Annotated in this window: 13 protein-coding genes; 4 read left to right on the plus strand and 9 right to left on the minus strand. The window is 66.7% G+C overall.

All coding sequences use genetic code 11. The features are described 5' to 3' along the window. Positions 1-128 precede the first annotated feature (128 nt). Positions 129-2,954 (minus strand): FAD-binding and (Fe-S)-binding domain-containing protein, encoded by a 2,826-nt coding sequence (locus AC07YR_RS16640; RefSeq protein WP_436059204.1) that lies wholly within the window; start codon positions 2,952-2,954, stop codon positions 129-131. Next, entirely contained in the window at positions 2,954-4,702 is a 1,749-nt protein-coding gene (locus AC07YR_RS16645; protein WP_494734613.1) for an L-lactate permease, read from the minus strand. Before AC07YR_RS16645 ends, AC07YR_RS16640 begins: the two co-directional genes overlap by 1 nt. A gap of 145 nt (positions 4,703-4,847) precedes the next feature. Between AC07YR_RS16645 and AC07YR_RS16650 the strand changes: the two genes are divergently transcribed. Then, positions 4,848-5,540 (plus strand): GntR family transcriptional regulator, encoded by a 693-nt coding sequence (locus AC07YR_RS16650; protein WP_494734614.1) that lies wholly within the window; start codon positions 4,848-4,850, stop codon positions 5,538-5,540. Positions 5,541-5,613: 73 nt separating this feature from the next. Here AC07YR_RS16650 and AC07YR_RS16655 read toward each other — a convergent pair whose 3' ends face one another. The 4 genes from AC07YR_RS16655 to AC07YR_RS16670 form a co-directional block, all read right to left on the minus strand. Next, positions 5,614-7,296, minus strand: coding sequence for an ABC-F family ATP-binding cassette domain-containing protein (locus AC07YR_RS16655; RefSeq protein ID WP_494734615.1), 1,683 nt, complete (start codon positions 7,294-7,296; stop codon positions 5,614-5,616). 109 nt (positions 7,297-7,405) lie between these two features. Further along, the gene (locus tag AC07YR_RS16660) at positions 7,406-9,397 is read right to left on the minus strand and encodes a penicillin-binding transpeptidase domain-containing protein (RefSeq protein WP_494734616.1); all 1,992 of its coding nucleotides are present in this window, start codon (positions 9,395-9,397) and stop codon (positions 7,406-7,408) included. Positions 9,398-9,455: 58 nt separating this feature from the next. Beyond that, complete coding sequence (locus tag AC07YR_RS16665) at positions 9,456-10,109, minus strand: response regulator (RefSeq protein ID WP_055797348.1); 654 nt, start codon at positions 10,107-10,109, stop codon at positions 9,456-9,458. After that, a complete protein-coding gene (locus AC07YR_RS16670; RefSeq protein WP_494734671.1) occupies positions 10,106-11,416 on the minus strand; it encodes a sensor histidine kinase in 1,311 nt (436 codons plus the stop codon). Before AC07YR_RS16670 ends, AC07YR_RS16665 begins: the two co-directional genes overlap by 4 nt. Before the next feature lie 200 nt (positions 11,417-11,616). Between AC07YR_RS16670 and AC07YR_RS16675 the strand changes: the two genes are divergently transcribed. Next, positions 11,617-12,726: an ABC transporter permease gene (locus AC07YR_RS16675; RefSeq protein ID WP_494734617.1), complete on the plus strand. Its 1,110-nt coding sequence runs from the start codon at positions 11,617-11,619 to the stop codon at positions 12,724-12,726. A 51-nt stretch (positions 12,727-12,777) separates the two neighbouring features. Then, entirely contained in the window at positions 12,778-13,488 is a 711-nt protein-coding gene (locus tag AC07YR_RS16680; RefSeq protein ID WP_436059211.1) for an ABC transporter ATP-binding protein, read from the plus strand. On the opposite strand, the gene AC07YR_RS16685 is transcribed toward AC07YR_RS16680, so the two are convergent. Further along, positions 13,452-13,811 (minus strand): winged helix-turn-helix transcriptional regulator, encoded by a 360-nt coding sequence (locus AC07YR_RS16685; protein WP_436059212.1) that lies wholly within the window; start codon positions 13,809-13,811, stop codon positions 13,452-13,454. The two genes, AC07YR_RS16680 and AC07YR_RS16685, sit on opposite strands and share 37 nt — an antisense overlap. A gap of 122 nt (positions 13,812-13,933) precedes the next feature. On the opposite strand from AC07YR_RS16685, the gene AC07YR_RS16690 reads away from it, so the two are divergent. Continuing rightward, entirely contained in the window at positions 13,934-14,581 is a 648-nt protein-coding gene (locus tag AC07YR_RS16690; protein WP_436059213.1) for an NAD(P)-dependent oxidoreductase, read from the plus strand. Positions 14,582-14,632: 51 nt separating this feature from the next. Here the strand turns inward: AC07YR_RS16690 and AC07YR_RS16695 are convergent, their stop codons facing one another. Both AC07YR_RS16695 and AC07YR_RS16700 read right to left on the minus strand, forming a co-directional pair. Then, positions 14,633-16,072: a phytoene desaturase family protein gene (locus tag AC07YR_RS16695; protein WP_494734618.1), complete on the minus strand. Its 1,440-nt coding sequence runs from the start codon at positions 16,070-16,072 to the stop codon at positions 14,633-14,635. Beyond that, positions 16,065-17,534, minus strand: coding sequence for a glycosyltransferase family 87 protein (locus AC07YR_RS16700; protein ID WP_494734619.1), 1,470 nt, complete (start codon positions 17,532-17,534; stop codon positions 16,065-16,067). The genes AC07YR_RS16695 and AC07YR_RS16700 overlap by 8 nt, the downstream gene beginning before the upstream one ends. Positions 17,535-17,589: the final 55 nt, after the last annotated feature.

Here is a 17,589-nt window from a genome sequence, read left to right on the forward strand (position 1 = left end):
GCCCGGCGCAATACCGTGCCCAGGCCCTCGCGGCTTAGGATCTCATTTAACCAGTCCAACCTCCGGGGACCAGTTCATGGTGAAGGAGCGTCGGTGCAAAACGTGCAGGAAGTGAGAGAGCGTCCGGCTTACCGGGTGACTTCCTCCAGCAGCTCCAGCACGTGCCGGTACTGGGCGCCCGTAGCCCGTGTCATGCCCAGTTCGCAGGTGCGGTTGCATGAGGCGTGGGCGGCGGCGCCCATCTTAGCCACCTCCGCAGCCTGTCTCGCAGTCGCCGATTCCGTCAGTTCGGGGTGCAGCATGCCCCGGTCCCCGGCAAACGCGCAGCAGCCCCAGTTTTCCGGGATGTCCACCCGCTCGGCCACCGCTCCGGCAATGGCACCCAAGGCATCGTTGAGGCCCATCCTGGTGGACGAACAGGTGGGGTGCAGTGCCAGGGACTCCAGCTTTCCGTGGTCAGGCAGCCGGGGCAGGATCTTTTCCGCAGCGAAGTCGACGGCGTCCACCATGCGGAGCGCACGCTGCCCCGGCGCGGGTATGTCCGATTCGACGGCCTGCCGCAGCCCTTCGGTGCACGAGGACGCGTCGCAGACGATGGGAAGTTCACCGTCCCGGGTGGCTTCCCTGAGGGCGGCCAGGGTCTTCCGGCGCATGGTTGTTTGGCCCGCGGACATGCCCTTGGAGGACCAGGGGGTACCGCAGCACAGGCCGTCGATCCCTTCCGGGACGAGGAGCGTGAGCCCGGCGCGGCCGCATAGCTGTTCAAAGCTGTACTGGACGCCATGGCCTTCTGCGTCGGGACCCGCGCCTGCGGGTCCGAACATGGTCCCTACGCATGCCGGGAAGTAGACGGCGTCAGCTCGGGCCGCCGGCGTCGGACGCTTGCGAACCGAACCGCCGCCGGGCAGTTCGGCGGAGTACAGCGGTACCGTGTCCTTCCCGAGGATTGCCCGGGCGGCCTTGTTGGGCGGCGTGATGGCAGCTGCCGGGAGCTTGTCGACCACGGTCAAGGCCAGCGAGGCGCCACGGGTCACACCCTCCCAGTGCTTGGCGGCGGCGTTCCACGCACCGTTGGCGAGCGGACCGGCGTCGGCCTTCCGCAGGCGTTTCACGAGCGATCCGGTGTTGATGTCCACCGGGCAGGCGGTCTGGCACATCCCGTCCACGGCGCAGGTGTCCACGGATTCATACTCGTAGTCCTTTTCCAGTTCTCGCACCAGCGCCGTATCCCCGGCCAGCCTGGCGGATTCGATGGCCCGCAGCGTCACGATCCGCTGGCGCGGCGTGAGCGTGATGTCCTTGCTGGGGCACACCGGCTCGCAGTAGCCGCAGGAGACGCAGCGGTCCACCTCCTCGGCCACGGGCGGCGCCGTCTTGATGTGCCGCAGGTGAGCCAGCGGGTCCTCGTCCATCAGCACGCCCGGGTTGAGCATCGCAGCGGGGTCGAAGAGCCGCTTAATGGTTCGCATGACGTCGTAAAGCTCATCGCCGTACTGCCGGCGGACGAAGGGAGCCATTACACGCCCCGTCCCGTGCTCGGCCTTCAGCGATCCGCCCTCGCCCAGGACCAGGTCCACCATGTCCTCCGTGAAGGCGCTGTAGCGGTCCAGTTCGGCCGGAGAGGCGAAACCGTCAGTAAGCATGAAGTGAACGTTGCCGTCCTTGGCGTGGCCGAAGATCACGCTGTTGCTGTAGCTGTATTTGTCGAAGAGCCGGTTCAGTTCCCGGCACGTCCTGCCCAGCACCGGAACAGGAACCACGATGTCTTCCAACAAGGCAGTGGTGCCCTGGGGACGGGCACCGGCAACCGATGCGTAGAGTCCCTTGCGCAACTGCCAGAGCTGCCCACGTTCCCGGGCGTCGCCCGTAAACCGGGCGGGCGCAGACAGGCCGAGGTCCGGGAGGAGACCCTCGCCGTGGGCCTGGAGCTCCACGAGGTCACCGGCGCTGCCGGCAGAATACTCCACGAGCAGGGCGGCATGCTCCCGGACTGCCAGGTCTTGCACGACGGCGGGCGTTCCCTTGAGCGTCTGGCCCACCTTGAGGGACAGCGCATCCATCAGCTCAATGGTGGCGGCACCGGTTTCAACGAGGGCGGGCAGGGCAGCGTTGGCGGCTTCGAGGTCCGGAAACACCAGCAAGCCTGCGGCCGCGTGCTGGAGCCGCGGGATGGTGCGGAAGACCGCCTCTGCAACGAACCCCAGGGTGCCTTCGCTGCCGATGATCAGGTGGGCCATGATGTCCACCGGGGACTGGAAGTCCAGCAGGGAGTTCAGGCCATAACCCATGGTGTTCTTCATCGAGAACTGCTGCCGGATTTTGCGCACGGAGTCCGCATTGTTACGGACCCGCCCGGCCAGCCGGACCAGGCCTGCGTGGAGTTCCGGTTCGAGGGCGCGGAGCCTTTGGTCGGCGTCGGCTGCTCCGGTATCGATGACGCTGCCGGAGGGCAGCACCACAGTCAGTGACTCCAAGGTGCGGTAGGTGTTGTCCACCGTGCCGCAGTTCATCCCGGAGGAGTTGTTCGCCACCACGCCGCCGACGGTGCACGCCGCCTCGCTGGCCGGATCCGGGCCGAACTTCCGCCCGTAGCGGGCGAGCCTCGCGTTGAGTGCCCGTACCGTGACGCCGGGCTGAACGCGGACCCGCGCGCCGTCGTCGAGCACTTCAATCTCCCGGAAGTTGCGGCGGACATCCACCAGCACGCCGGCGGTGACCGCCTGGCCGCTCAGGCTGGTCCCTCCGGAGCGGAACGTCAATGGCACGCCTTGGGCGGCACTGGCCCGCAGCAGCCCGCCCACTTCGGCGGCACTCCCGGCCGTCACCACGGCCTGCGGGAGCAGGAGGAAATGCGAGGCGTCGTGGGCGTTCGCGTGCAGGTCGATGGCCCGGGTGCTTGCCTGGGCCGGATCCTTCACAGCTGCGCGGAGGCCGGCCATGTCCAGCGGTGCCATCAGGGGACCATCCAGCCGAGGACGGGGGTGGACTGCAGGAAGATCAGGACAGTGATGAGCGCCAGCAGGCCGAGGCTCCAGCCGAGGAGCTTCCGGAAGAGGGCGCCCTCGGCACCGTCAAGGCCCACCGCCGCCGAGGCCACGGCAAGGTTCTGCAGCGATAGCATCTTGCCCATCACACCGGCGGAGGAGTTGGAGGCCGCCATCAGCACCGGAGACAGGCCGGTCTGCGCCGCGGCGGTGGCCTGCATCTGGCCGAACAGGGAGTTGGAGGAGGTGTCGGAGCCGGTGAGGGCCACGCCGATCCATCCGATCAGCGGTGAGAGGATGGCGAAGAAGCCACCCGCGGAGGCTAGCGCGAAGCCAAGGGTGGTGGTCTGGCCGGACAGGTTCATCACGAAGGACAGCCCCAGGACGGCGGTGACGGTGACGATCGTCCACCGCAGCTGCACGATCGTATCCCGGTAGATGCGCAGGCCCTGGGATGCAGTGATTTTGTACAGCGCCATAGTGAGCAAGCCGGAGAACATCAGGAGGGTGCCGGTCGCCTTGAGGTGGTCCAGCTTGAATTTCGTGGCCGCGACAGGCTTGCCGGCGGAATCGGTGATGTCCAGGCCGGGCCACGCGAACGTCACGCTGCCCACCTGGCCCAGCCAGGTCTTGACGAACGGGATCTGGGCCACCGAAAACACAGCGATGATGATCAGGTACGGGGCGATCGCCATCCAGATCTTCCGTGGTTCGGGCCGTGAGTTATCGGCGGGCACCGCGGTCCCCGAGGCGGGCACGGAGGCCGGGTGTTCGGCGCCAGTCACGGACCCGGCGGCGGAGCGGCCGTCACGGGCGCCGGCGACGGCAACGGCAGCAGCCGCGTGCGCAGCTTCCGGTTCGGCATTCGGTGCGGCTTCGACGGTGCCGCCCATTCCGACGGTTTCTTTCGGCTGCCAGACCTTCAGCATCAGCAGCACGGCGGCCACCGTCACGACAGCGGCAACAACGTCGGTGAGTTCCACGGCGAAGTAGTTGGAGGTTACGAACTGGGCCGCTCCGAAGGCGACGCCTGCCACCAGGGCTACGGGCCAGGTCTGCTTCACGCCGCGCCGTCCGTCGACGATGAACACCAGCAGCAGCGGCACAATCAGGGCGATGAACGGCGTCTGGCGTCCGGCCATCGAGGACAGGTCGTGCAGCGGCAGTCCGGTGACGCCGTTCAGTGCGATGATCGGCGCGGCCATGGCGCCGAAGGCCACGGGAGCAGTGTTGGCCAGCAGCGAGACCACAGCCGACTTCAGCGGCTTCATGCCAGCCGCCATCAGCATGGCAGCGGAGATCGCCACGGGGGCGCCGAATCCGGCCAGGGATTCCAGCAGCGCACCAAAGCAGAAGGCGATCAGGATGGACAGGATGCGGAGGTCGTTGGAGATGGAGCGGATTGTCTGACCCAGCACCTCGAACCAGGGTGTGGCCACGGTGAGCCGGTAGATCCACAGCGCGTTGACCAGGATCCAGAGGATCGGGAACAGTCCGTAGAAGATGCCGGCTGCGGTGGCGCTCAGGGCCTGGTTGACCGGCATCTGCCAGCCCAGAATGGCCAGCACGAGGGAGAGGGCCAGGCTGGCGAGGGCGGCCTTTGGCGCTTTGACTTTGAAAACGCCGAGCAGGACGAAGAGCAGGACGAGGGGAAGCGCAGCGCAAAGGGCTGAAATCACTAGGGACCCGGCAATGGGGTCGAGGATCTGCTGAAACATGTGTCTCCAGATTTGTGTTAGGCGTCACAACACCGTGGCGCCCTTCGATTGTCTAACAAGTACACATGTTGGTCAAGAGAGACTTGTTGACTTGTCTGGCAAGATTGAGATGAATCAAGCAACTCTTGGCGGGAATGGAGCTCCGGTGGCCGGGCGAATCACAGCAGTTTCGATCGTGGACGCGATCGCCGCGGATCTGCGGAGCCGGATCTTTTCCGGTGAACTCGGTTCCGGCCACACCCTCACCGAAACAGACGTGGCCTCCTCCTACGAGGTGGCTCGTCCCACAGCAAAGGCCTCGATCGAGAAGCTCGTCGCGGAGGGGCTGCTGGACCGCGGGACGCACAAGACCGCCCGCGTGGTGGAACTCGGACCGGATTCCGTGCGGGACATCTATCTGGCCCGCGCCTATTTGGAAAGCGAAGTACTCCGGCGGCTCGCGCGCACCAGGGACGTGCCGGAAGCGGCCGTGCAGGCCAACCGGGACATCGCGGCCCTGCAGACCGGAGCCCCGCTCGACGTCATCGAACCGGACATGCGGTTCCACACCAGCCTGATCGACGCCGTCGGCAACGAACGCATCAGCAGGATGTACCGCTCGCTCGTAGGGGAGGTGCGGCTGTGCATGGTCCGCATCCAGTCCCTGCACCTCCTGGACACCGCACTGATCCAGGCCGAACACCAAAAGATCCTCGAACTCATTGAAGCAGGCCGGGGGGACGCCGCCGCCGAGCTGCTCGACGAGCACCTGGGGCGCGCGCGGGAACGGCTGGTCGCCGCCATGGGAGGCACTGCCGGTCCGGAAGCCGGCGCACGCTCCGAACTGCTGCCGGAATAACCGGCACGCCCGCAGCCGGGCCGGCACACAGGCGCCCGCGCCCCCAGTAGCGCACCCCCGGAGTAGAGAGCGGCTAGCGGACGCGCTCCACGCGCTTCTCGTCCCAGACCGGCTCGGCGGATTCGTACACCTTGCCGTCGGAGCCGAACACCAGGAAGCGGTCGAACGTCCGGGCGAACCAGCGGTCGTGCGTCACGGCCAGGACCGTTCCCTCGAAGTGGTCGATGGCGCGCTCCAGGGCCTCGGCGGAGTGCAGGTCCAGGTTGTCCGTGGGCTCGTCGAGGAGCAGGAGGGTTGCTCCGGAAAGCTGCAGCAGCAGGATCTGGAACCGCGCCTGCTGGCCGCCGGACAGGGACTCGTACTTTTGCTCCGACTGTGATGCCAGGCCGTATCCGTCCAAGGCACCGGCTGCTGCCTCACGTCCCAGTCCCGAGCGGTGTTCGTCGCCGCGGTGCAGGATCTCCAGCAGCGTCTTGCCCAGCAGGTCGGGGCGAACATGCGTCTGCGCGAAGAAGCCTGGACGGATGCGCGCGCCAAGCTTCACGGTGCCTTCGTGCGGCACTTCGGCGATGTCGACGTCGGACACCGGCAGGTGTTCCCGCTCGGGATCCGTTCCGCCGGTGGCGAGCAGGCGCAGGAAGTGGCTCTTGCCGGAGCCGTTGGAGCCAAGCACCCCCACGCGGTCGCCGAACCACACCTCGGTGGAGAACGGCTTCATCAGCCCGGTCAATTCCAGCTTTTCGGCCACGATGGCACGCTTGGCGGTACGGCCGCCTTTGAGCCGCATCTGCACGTTCTGCTCGATCGGCAGGGCCTCGGGCGGGCCTGCTTCCAGGAACTTCGCCAGCCTGGTCTGGGCGGCGTGGTACCTGTTGGCCATGTCGGAGCGGAACGCGGCCTTGTTCTTGTACATGTTGACGAGTTCTTTGAGCTTCACGTGCTCCTCGTCCCAGCGTTTGCGCAGCTCCTCGAAGCGGGCGTTGCGGTCCGCGCGTGCCTCCACATAGGAGCCGAACCCGCCGCCGTGGACCCAGGCTCCTGCCCCGTTGATGCCCGGCTCAAGCGTCACGATCCGGCCGGCAGCGTTGTTCAGCAACTCGCGGTCGTGGCTGATGAAGAAGACGGTCTTCTTGGACTCGTTGAGCTTGGCCTCGAGCCAGCGCTTGCCCGGCACGTCAAGGTAGTTGTCCGGCTCGTCCAGGAGCAGCAGTTCGTCCGGGCCGGCGAAGAGCGCTTCCAGCACCAGCCGCTTCTGCTCACCACCGGAAAGGCTCGACGCCGGGCGGTGCTGCGCGCGGTCGAACGGAAGTCCCAGCGCGGCCATGCAGACCTCGTCCCACACGGTTTCGACGTCGTAGCCGCCGGCGTCTCCCCAGTCCACGATCGCCTGGGCGTACTGCATCTGGGTGGGCTCGTCGTCGTGCTCCATCATGGCCAGCTCGGCCTCGTCGACGGCGCGCGCGGCGGCGGCCAGCGCCGGCGGGGCCGCGGACACCAGGAGGTCGCGGACAGTGGATTCGTCCCGGACCTGCCCCACAAACTGGCGCATGATGCCCATGTTGCCGGACCGGCCGATCACGCCTTCATCCGGGACCAGATCGCCGGAAATGATGCGGAAAAGCGTCGTCTTTCCCGTTCCGTTGGGTCCGATCAGCGCCGTTTTGGTGCCGTCCGGGACCTTGAAGTTCACCCCGTTGAGCAGTTGCGTGCCGTCGGAGAGGAAGTAGTCGATGCCGGAAACGTCAATATGAGCCACGCGTTCAATCTTCCCATGCCCGAGTCTCGGAGTTTTGTCCAGATATCGGCCTATACCGGCCCGGAAGTCGCGTTACCTGGACAGAAGCTCCGGTCGAGAAGGCGCCGGGTTAACCGGCGGCGACGAGGAAGTTCTTGAGTAAAGGACCCGATGTTGTGGCTCCGAGGCCGCCTTCTTCGACGAAGACGGCGACGGCGAGGTCGCCGTGCACTGCCACAATCCAGGCGTGCGTCTTGGGCGGGTTCTCATTTCCGAATTCCGCAGTGCCCGTCTTGGCTCCCACGGGTTCCCCCGGCACGGAGGCCAGGAATCCAGCGTGTCCCGAGGTAACCACGGCGCGCATCATGTCGGCCAGCGCGGCCGCTTCCGCCGCCGTGACCGGCTTCTCGGCGGCCTTGGCCGGAGCTGGAGCCGTGGAGGACGATGACGATGTTCCGTCCGCCGTCGGGGTTCCGGACCCCTCGGGGGCTGCCGTGCCGGAGTTGGCTTCCGCGTTTAGCACGAGGACGGGTGACACGGGGGACCCCTTGGCCACGGAGCCGGCCATTACAGCAGCAGCCAGCGGCGAGAGCAGCACCTTGCCCTGGCCGATCATGGAAGCGGCATGCTCGGTGCCCTCCGCTTCGCCGGGAACCGAGCCGAGGAAGGCGGCTGCCCCCAGGCCGGGCGCCTCAACGGCAACACCGAGGGAGGTGGCCGCGGATTCAAGCTGCGCCTGGCTGACGGTGTCGCGGGCCGCAATGAAGGCTGTGTTGCAGGAGTGCGCGAACGCGTCCCGCAAGGTGACGGATCCCAGGGAGCTTTCCGGATAGCCCTCCGCATTCTTGAACGTACGGCCGTCCACCGTGAGCGTCGGCGTGCATTCAACCTTGGAGTCCGGAGTCAGGCCGTTGCGGATCATGGCCAGGGAATCCACCATCTTGAACGTTGAGCCGGGGGAATACTGGCCCAGCAGGGCCGTGTTGTAGCCGTTGCTGCCAGGTCCTGAAGCTGCTGCCAGAACTGCGCCGCTGGAAGGGCGCAGGGCCACGATGGCGGACGCCGGACCGACTTCCGCCAGGACATCTTCGGCGAGCTGCTGCAAGCGGGGGTCCAAGGTGGTTTTCACCGGCGTTCCCGGTTTCATATCAGCCTGGAACAGAATCCGGCGGCCTTTGTTGGGCAGTGCCTGCTTCTCGTCAGCCGAGAGCCCTGCCTTTTCGGCATAGACCTGGATTCCGTCGGTGCCGCGGAGCTGTGCGTCGTATTGCTGCTGGAGCCCGCCCGTACCGGTGGTGTCCCCGGCTTTGAGCGTCCCGCCGGATTTTTCGATCTGTTCGGCATTCGCCTCGGCCGCTGTGCCCAGGAGGGCGCGGGCGAAGGTGCGGGTCGGCGCCAGCGGCAGGAGGTCGGCGATGGACGAGGCGCCTGGGATCTGGGCAATCTGTTCGTCGGTAATGGTCCGGCCGTCCTGGCGCAGGGTGATGGCGGTGACGAAAGCGGCGGGGCCGGCAGCCTGTACCTGCTGGGTGTACGCGGCGGGGTCCACTCCCACCAGCTGGGCAAGTTTGGCGGCGGACGCGGCGGGGTCGGCTGAACCCAGCTTGGGCTTGTCGATGCCAACGTTCACCACCGGGCGGTAGGTGACGAGCTTCGCGTCGCCGGCGCCGAGGATATCGGCACGCTGGGGCGACTGGGCGCCCGCGCCAATGACTTCGCCTTCGGCCAGTTCGGGGGCTAGCAGGGCAGGCTTCCACACGGTCAGCCATTTGCCTCCGGACTTCTTCAGTTCGGCGGAGGCGGTGTATTTCCACTCGCCGGAGCCGATCTTCCAGCTGTAGTTCAGCGGGACCGTCGCGGTGTCCTTCTCTAATGTCAGCTCTCCGGTTTCCACGGCCGGTTTGGCGGGGGCGAGAGCCTGGAAGACTTCCTTCAGCTGTTCGTTGGCGGCTGCGGAGTCCTTGCCCTCAAAAGCGACGGAGCCGACGTCAAGCGCAGTCATCGCAGAGGCGAGCTGCTTCGCTGCGTCCTGCGCGCCGGCACGGCCGTCGTCGCAAGCCACCAGCGATCCGCCAATTATGAGTCCGACAAGGGCAAGCGAAAGTTTCTGAAAGTTCCCCACCGCGCCATTATGCCCGCAAGCCCGGACAATGTTCTTGTCACATGGCACCCGCCCGTGTTTAGGGCCGGATGATCCGGCGCTGCGTGGCCACGGAAATCGCAGCGGTGCGGTTGTCCACGCCGAGTTTTCCGTAGATGTGCACCAGGTGGGTCTTGACGGTGGCCTCGGAGATGAAAAGCTGCCGGGCGATGGCACGGTTCGGCAGTCCCGTGGCGAGCAGCTGCAGCAGCTGGATTTCCCTGGCGGACAGTGCCGGTTCAGGGTTCCGGATCCTGCCCATCAGCCGGGCGGCCACCTCCGGAGCCAGCGCCGTCCCGCCGGCCGCCGCGGAGAGGACGGCCTGCCGGATTTGCTCGGGCGGGGCATCCTTCAGCATGTAACCGCTGGCGCCGGCTTCGACGGCAGCCAGGATATCGGCGTCGGAATCATAGGTGGTGAGGATCAGCACGGGCGGTGCCGGCATACCCGCCTCGCCGGCCTTGATCTTTTGCGTGGCCGTGACGCCGTCCATGCCCGCTCCCATTTGCAGGTCCATCAGGACCACGTCCACAGGCTCGCCCAGGGTGTGGAGCCTGGCCAGCTGGGCAAGCGCAGCAGCACCGTCGCCGGCTTCGGCGGCCACTGTGATGCCTTCGAAGTCGCTCAGCATGGCCCGGAGCCCGGCGCGTACCACCGGGTGGTCGTCCACCAGCAGGATTCGGATTCCGCTCATGGCCGCTCCCCGTTTGCCAGTTTCCCGGTCGCCGACGCGTCCACCAGCGGGAGCCGGATGGCCACCACTGTTCCCTCGCCCGGAGCGGACTCGATGTCGAGAGTGCCGGCCAGCGCCGCCACCCGTTCCCGGAGGGACCGGAGGCCGTATCCGGAACCATCCTGCGGTTGTGGTCTGTTCGGGTCGACCCCGGATCCCGCCGCTTCCGGGCGGAACCCGACGCCGTCGTCGTAGATGTCCATGGCCACTTCGCTGCCTAGAAAGGACAGGGTCACGACGGCGGTGCTTGCCTTTGCGTGGACCCACACGTTCGCCAGGCTCGCCTGTGCCGCGCGGAGGAGGGCGGTGGAGTACGGGTTGGGCAGCTCCACAGGAGTGCCTTCGAGGTCGAAGCGGCACCGAAGGCCAGCCCCGCGTGCCGCTGCCTCGGCCTCGGTCTTCTCGCAGAGCCGGCGCAGGCTCCCCGCCAGGGACATCTGCTCAAGCGCCGGGGACTGCAGGTCGCGGACAAAGTTGCGCGCCTCGGCAAGGTTGGCGGACGCAGTTTCCTGCACCGTGCGGAGCCGTTCGCGGGCTGTGGCGGTGTCGCCGTCGACGAGTGCCTTTTCAGCCGAGCGGCCCATCAGCACGATGCTCGAGAAACCCTGGGCCAGGGTGTCGTGTATTTCGCGGGCCAGCCGTGCCCGCTCGGTGAGGGTTCCGGCGTCGTGCTGGCTGCGGGCCAGTTCGCCGCGCGTCCGTCGCAACTCCTCGGCCGCGAGGCGCTGGTTCTCGCCCTCAAGGTACAGCGCCCGGTACGCGAGGCCGGTAACCACGGCGAACGCCGCTCCGAATACCGGCCCCAGCACCATCGGCAGCTCCAGGGCCGGGCCGGCCGCGCCTCTGTTGTGGAACCAAAGCGCCACCACAACCAGCACGGTGGACGCCGCAATGACCGGGAGGGCCGCACGCCGCCGCAGTACGTGGAGCTGCAGGAAGAAGAGTGGAAAGGCCAGCCAGACGAAATCCGCGCTGGACCAGATGAGCACCAGCCACAAGGCCGAGACTGCCCCGAGCCACCATGGTGCATATCGCCGCGGATCAAAGCGCTTCGCATCCGTGGAGTGGCGTTTCTCCAGGACCGTGCCGGTGAGGTAGACGGCTGCGAGCACCACGGCAAGGACCAGGGAAAGCCAGCCCGACAGCGCCGGACCGGACATCAGGACGCGCGCCATGGCCACCAGAAGCAAGACGGCGAAGCCCACGTGGAGGCTGATTCTCAGGAGCCGCAGGATTATCGCCGAACCGCTGGGTTCGCTTTGGATCACCACGTGCCTCGCATCAATCCAGCGTATCCTCCACGACTCCCGTTTCACGGTGAAATCGGGCCCGGCGGCCGGAGATCAACCATTTGGTTGAGCCGCTGCTCCACCCGGTGTCTCCGGATGGCCAACCGGGAGGCCGATGTGCGCTGCCGTCCGTGGCGGAAGAGTGGGAAACAGCACCACACCACCACGAAAGGAACCACGTGTTTCTCGCCATTCGCGATCTCCGCTTTGCCAAAGGCCGCTTCGTCCTGATGGCAGCAGTCATCGCCCTGATCACCTTGCTGCTCGTGATGCTCTCGGGACTGACTGCCGGCCTGGGCAACCAGTCAACCTCGGCGATCGCCGGGCTGCGGACCGACCAGATAGTCTTCGGGGCCCCGGCGGGCACTCCGGCCAAGGCGTCGTTTACCGAGTCGGAAGTGACCCGGGAGCAGCTGGCCGCCTGGTCCGCGCAGGACGGCGTTGCCGGGGTGGAGGCGCTCGGGATCAGCCAGGTCCGAGCGCAGGCCGTTGGCACGGCCGGTTCGCCTGGCGGCACCGCAAACGTGGCAGTCTTCGGCGGCAGTAACGGGCTGTCCGCGGGCCCGGCCAGCCCCATGCCTGATCCCGCGGACGACGGAACGGTCGTGGTGGGCGAAACCCTCGCAGCGGACCTGCATCTCAGCCCCGGCAGCCTCCTGGCAGTGGGCGGCGTCGAACTTGCCGTTGCGGGCATCGTTTCTGACCAGTGGTATTCACACACCGGCGTCGTCTGGACCTCGTTGAGTGACTGGCGGCAACTGGCCCGCATCGGCAGCGGGTCCCTGGGCACCGTACTGGCCGTGACGTTCGACGCCGGCGCCCAGGTTGACGTGGACGCCGCCGATGCTGCGGCCGGGACGGTCAGCACCACCCGCGACGGTTCGTTCCAGGCCCTCGGATCCTTCAAGAGCGAGAACGGCTCGCTGATGTTGATGCAGGCGTTCCTGTACGGCATCTCCGCCCTTGTGATCGTGGCCTTCCTGACGGTGTGGACCGTTCAGCGGACCCGGGACATTGCCGTGGTCAAGGCGATGGGCGGGTCGCCCGGCTACGTACTCCGGGATGCAATGGGACAGGCCCTGATGGTGCTGGCCGCGGGGACATTTGCCGGCGGCGGAACGGGCCTGCTCGGCGGGTACCTGGCGGCACAGGCGGCGCCGTTCCTGCTCACCCCCGCCACCACGCTGGTGCCCATCGCCGGCATCCTGCTCCTGGGCCTGTGCGGTGCAGCAGTGGCCGTCCGCGGCGTGACCAGGGTTGACCCCCTGCTTGCCCTCGGCGGCAACTGACTCCGCCCCCATGATCCTTCCACATTTATATTCCCTGAAAGGCATACTCCATTGGATACCCCGCTCAACCTGGTCAACGTGACGCTCGAGTACCCGGACGGAGACACCACCCTCAAGGCACTGGACTGCGTGAACCTCGCACTCGGCACAGGGGAATTTCTCGCCCTCGTAGGACCGTCGGGATCCGGCAAGTCCTCCATCCTTGCAGTCTCAGCGGCGCTCATCCGTCCCACCTCGGGCGTGGTGACCATCGACGGGCAGGAGGCCAACGGCCTGCGCGACGCTGAGCTGACAGCCCTGCGCAGGGAACGGATCGGCATCATCTTCCAACAGCCGAATCTTCTGCCGTCCCTGACCGCGGCCGAGCAGCTTCTCCTCGCGGACCATCTGCGCGGGAAACCCCTGGCTGCGGCCCGCAGGCGCGCCGACGAGCTTCTGGACGTCGTCGGACTCGGTACCGTGCGGGACAAGCGTCCGCATCAGCTGTCCGGCGGACAGCGTCAACGCGTCAACATCGCCCGCGCCCTGATGGGCCGCCCCAAGGTGCTTCTGGTGGACGAACCTACCGCCGCCCTGGACCACGAGCGGAGCGGGGGCATCATCCGGCTCCTGCGCGAGGTCACGGACGAATTCAATGTGGCCACTGTGATGGTCACCCACGACACCGAATTCGTGCCAATGACAGACCTCGTGGCCAGCGTGCGCGACGGGCGGATTTCTGCCCTTCAGCCCGCCAAAGCCCCGTCACGGGCGTCATCGTAAGCTTCCCTGGCGCCCAGAATGCCGGCGACATTTGACTCAGCCCATTCCCTGAGCACGGTCAGCGGACCCAACAGGGACACCCCGAGGTCAGTCAGCTGGTAGTCAACGCGGGGCGGGACCTGGGCGAACACCGTTCTGGTGATCAGCCCGTCCCGTTCCAGCGCCCTGAGCGTCTGGGTAAGGACCTTGGGGGTAATTACGTGGACATGCTTGCGCAGTTCGGAGAAACGGACCGGTCCGTCCGCCAGGACCTGCACCACCAGGGAGGCCCATTTGTCACCGACCCTCTGAAAGACAACCCGCGAGGGGCACTTCGGATCCATGATGTCTCCGCCCGGCCAGGCGACAAGTTGGTTGGTATCGATTAGGCAGCCTCGTTTCTTCTGCGCCCCTAGGTATCCTAGAGATACTGTGAATTTCTACGATACCCAGTCCGAGGAGCGGCATGAAAATCGCGGTGTACGGTGCCACCGGCATGGTGGGCGGCCAGATCGTCAAGGAATCGCTGCGGCGGGGCCACAAAGTCACCGCCATTTCGCGGACAGGCGCTGCACTCCCCGGCGCCACGGCCTGCAGCGCGGAACTGGCAGACACACGCATGTTCGCGAGCGTTGCCAGCGATCACGACGCCGTGGTGCTGGCCACGGTGCCCAGTCGCACGGGCGGTGATCACGGCGAATGGCTGGCCGCCATGAAGGCAGCTTTCGGCAGTGCCGGTACAACGCGCCTGCTGGTGGTAGGGGGCGCCGGCGCACTCGAAATCAACGGTGTGCGCCTGTGTGATTCGCCCGATTTTCCTGAGCCCTACCGCCCCGAAGCCCGCACCATGGCCGCCGCCTACGATGAAATTCGATCCGCTCCGGAGTCGCTTAACTGGACCATGCTGGCGCCCGCCCCAGTCATGCAGCCGGGCATCCGCACCGGCAAGTATGTGACGGCGGACAACTCACCCGCCGGCCGGTCCATCACTACCCAGGACTTTGCCGCAGCAATGCTGGACGAGTTGGAAAATCCGGCCCACCATCGGGCGCGCTTCACAGTTGCGAACACGGACGCCAGCGCGGTCGGCGAGCCGGGATACCCCGTTTCCTGATCTGGCGGACCGTACCACGGCCCCCGCAGGCCGAGGCCACCGGAGCCGGCGCTACAGGCCAAGCCGGGGAAGCGGCAACCCGAATATGTCTTTGAGGGCATATTTCGCGGCGTGGAAGCCGGGCATGCCGGTAACGCCGGGACCGGGAGGGGTGGAGGAGGAGCACAGGTACACGCCCGGCAGGGGAGTTCGCCACGGGACGGGACTGACCACTGGCCTCTGTATCAGCCCGCGGAGGTCCATCAAACCCGCCGCGAAGTCGCCGCCCACGTAGTTCTGGTTGTATACAGCCAGTCCGGCCGCCGTCGTCACCTGCACCTGGACCACAAGGTCACGGAAACCAGGGGCAAAACGTTCCAATTGCGCCGTCACAGCCTCCGCCATGTCCTTGGTTGATCCAGCCGGAACATGGCAGTACGTCCACAGGATGTGCCGTCCCTTCGGGGCGCGGGAATCGTCAAACCGCGAAGGCTGGGACACCAGGACGTAGGGACGATCCGGGTGCTTTCCGGCAGCCACCTGGTTTTCGGCTTCGGCCATCTCGGCTCGCGTGCCGCCCACGTGGACGGTGCCGGCGTCCGCCAAGTCCGCCGCTTGCCACGGAACCGGTCCGGCCAGGATGAAATCGACCTTGCAGGCGGCGTTCCCGAACCGATATGACGCCAGGGACCGACGGTACCCGGCGGGCAACCTGTCTCCGGAAAGCCTGAGCAGTGCCGGGGGCGCTATATCCAGGAGTGTCGCCCTGACCGCCGGCAGTTCCGCCAGGGAATCGATCCGCCGCCCGGTTTCCACGGACCCGCCGTGCGCTTCGATGTCCCGGACCATGGCGCTGGCGATGGAAGCTGACCCGCCCGTCGGAATAGGCCAGCCCTGCGCATGCGCCAGCGTGCCCAGCATGAGCCCTGCACCGGCGGGTGCCAGCGACGGCAAGGCGCCCACGGAATGCGCGGCAACACCAGTCAGGAGGGCCGGTGCCAGATCGTCCCTGAATCTGGTGTTCCATGCCGGTGAGCCCTGCTCAAGGGTCCGCAGGCCGAATAGCACTGCTGCAACGGGGTCGTGCGGGATCCGCAAGAGCTGGTTGAGGGTGAAATCGGCAACGCCGGCGGCCCGACGGACGAGGGGTGTCATCAGGCGGTGGTACGCGGGGCCGTCCCGTCCGAGCCCCTCAGCAGTGCGGTCCAGGGAGCGGTACGCCAGCGCAGCCCGGCCCCCGTCCAGGGGCGACGCGAAGGAGAGCTCGGGCGTGATGAGGTGGATTCGCCGCGCCAGCTCGAAGGCCTGGAAAAAGGGGGAGGCCAGCGCCATCGGCTGGACTGCCGAGCAAATATCATGCAGGTGGCCGGGCTGCATCAGTTCGGAGGTCCGAAGGCCGCCGCCGGGAGTGGCTGCCTCCTCAAACACATGAACCTTGAGGCCGGCGCGGGCCATTGTTACCGCTGCGGCAAGGCCGTTGGGACCGGAGCCGACGACGGCGACGTCAGGCATCGCTGGCCGCCCTCCGCCAGGGGAGCACCGAAGCGGCAGGGTTCGCCGGATCCAGTCGCAACCAGTCGGGTGCGTCGTCGAACGGCCCTCCTTGGGGATCGTCCAGCGAGTGGCGGCGGATGATGTCGTAGCCCGGGTCCCAGATATCCCAGGCGACCCGGACCATCAGGTATGCCGTGGCAATCATGTGCAGGCCCACCGCCAGCACGTAATAGGGCATATCAATGTTGTGCTGGGTCGGGCCCCCGCTCGTTACCTGCCCGAGGTACATCCAGACCGCCGCCCAGTGCAGGCCTTCGATGCCCTGCCAGATCAGGAAGTCGCGCCAGCGCGGGCGGGCCAGGGCCAGAAGGGGGATCAGCCAGATAACGAACTGCGGTGAATAGACCTTGTTGGTCAGGATGAATGCCGCAACTATCAGGAACGCCAGCTGGGCGAGCCTGGGGCGGCGCGGTGACGTCAGCGCCAGCAAGGCGATGAGCACGCAGCTGATGAGGAACAGGTTGAGGGCAAGGGTGTTGATCGCTTCGGGCCCCAGAGGCATCCATTGCAGGCGCCCGGCCACCAGGTTGTAGGCGAACCAGGGGGAGCTGTAGCCGGCCGGGCGGTCCTCGGTGAACTGGTAGAAGTACTTCCAGCCGGAGGGATTCATCGCGGCGATGGGGAGGTTGATGGCGAGCCATGCGGCGGCGGCCGCGGCGGCGGTGACCAGCAGGGGTCGGATCTTTCCGGTCCGCAGCGCCAGCAGGAGGATCGCCCCGAAGATCAGGACCGGGTAGAGCTTGGTGGCCGTGCCCAAACCGATCAGGACGCCGGCCAGCACCAGCCGGTCACGGGAGAAGAAATACATCCCGACGGCCAGCAGGCACACGGCCCACATGTCCCAGTTGATCACCCCGGCGAGGATGATACCGGGGGCCACCGCCACCATAGCGGCGTCCCACGGCCGGCGCCGGCTCATGCGAGCAGTTGCGAGGACCGTGACGATCCAGACGGCGGCGATGAGAGTGGCATTGACGTCGAAGTAGCCGAGAATGCGTGCGTCGGTGGGGCCCTGCCCCGGGACCAGCATGGCTGTCAGGCCCGCGATGATTCCCATCAGGACGGGATATTCGAAGAAGCTGCCTTCACTGAAAAAGGGAAAGGTGCCATCGCCCAGTCCGCGGTTGCGGAAAAGCTCCGGGAAATCCGAATAACAGGTGGAGTAGAACTGTCCCGGCGACTCCCAGCCGTTTGCGCGGCAGTAGTTCTTGACCATGATGCTTGCCAGGGCGGCCAGAACCGTGAGGATGATCAGAACGCGTTCAACGGTGAAAATACCCGGCGAGACGACTCCGGGTTCAGCCCGGCGCCCCATGGGCCCGCCGATCAGCTCGGTGAAGTTCCTGAGCAGGAGATCACTTCGGCTCGGGATAACCAGGCGGGACCGTTTCCGGTGCGCCGGCGGCATTGTCTCCTGCATGCCTCGAGCTTACCGTCGCAGCTGCGCACCAGTCGTCCCGGCCTGACGGCTGTAC

This window comes from Arthrobacter sp. GW460-12-1-14-TSB2, assembly GCF_059423525.1.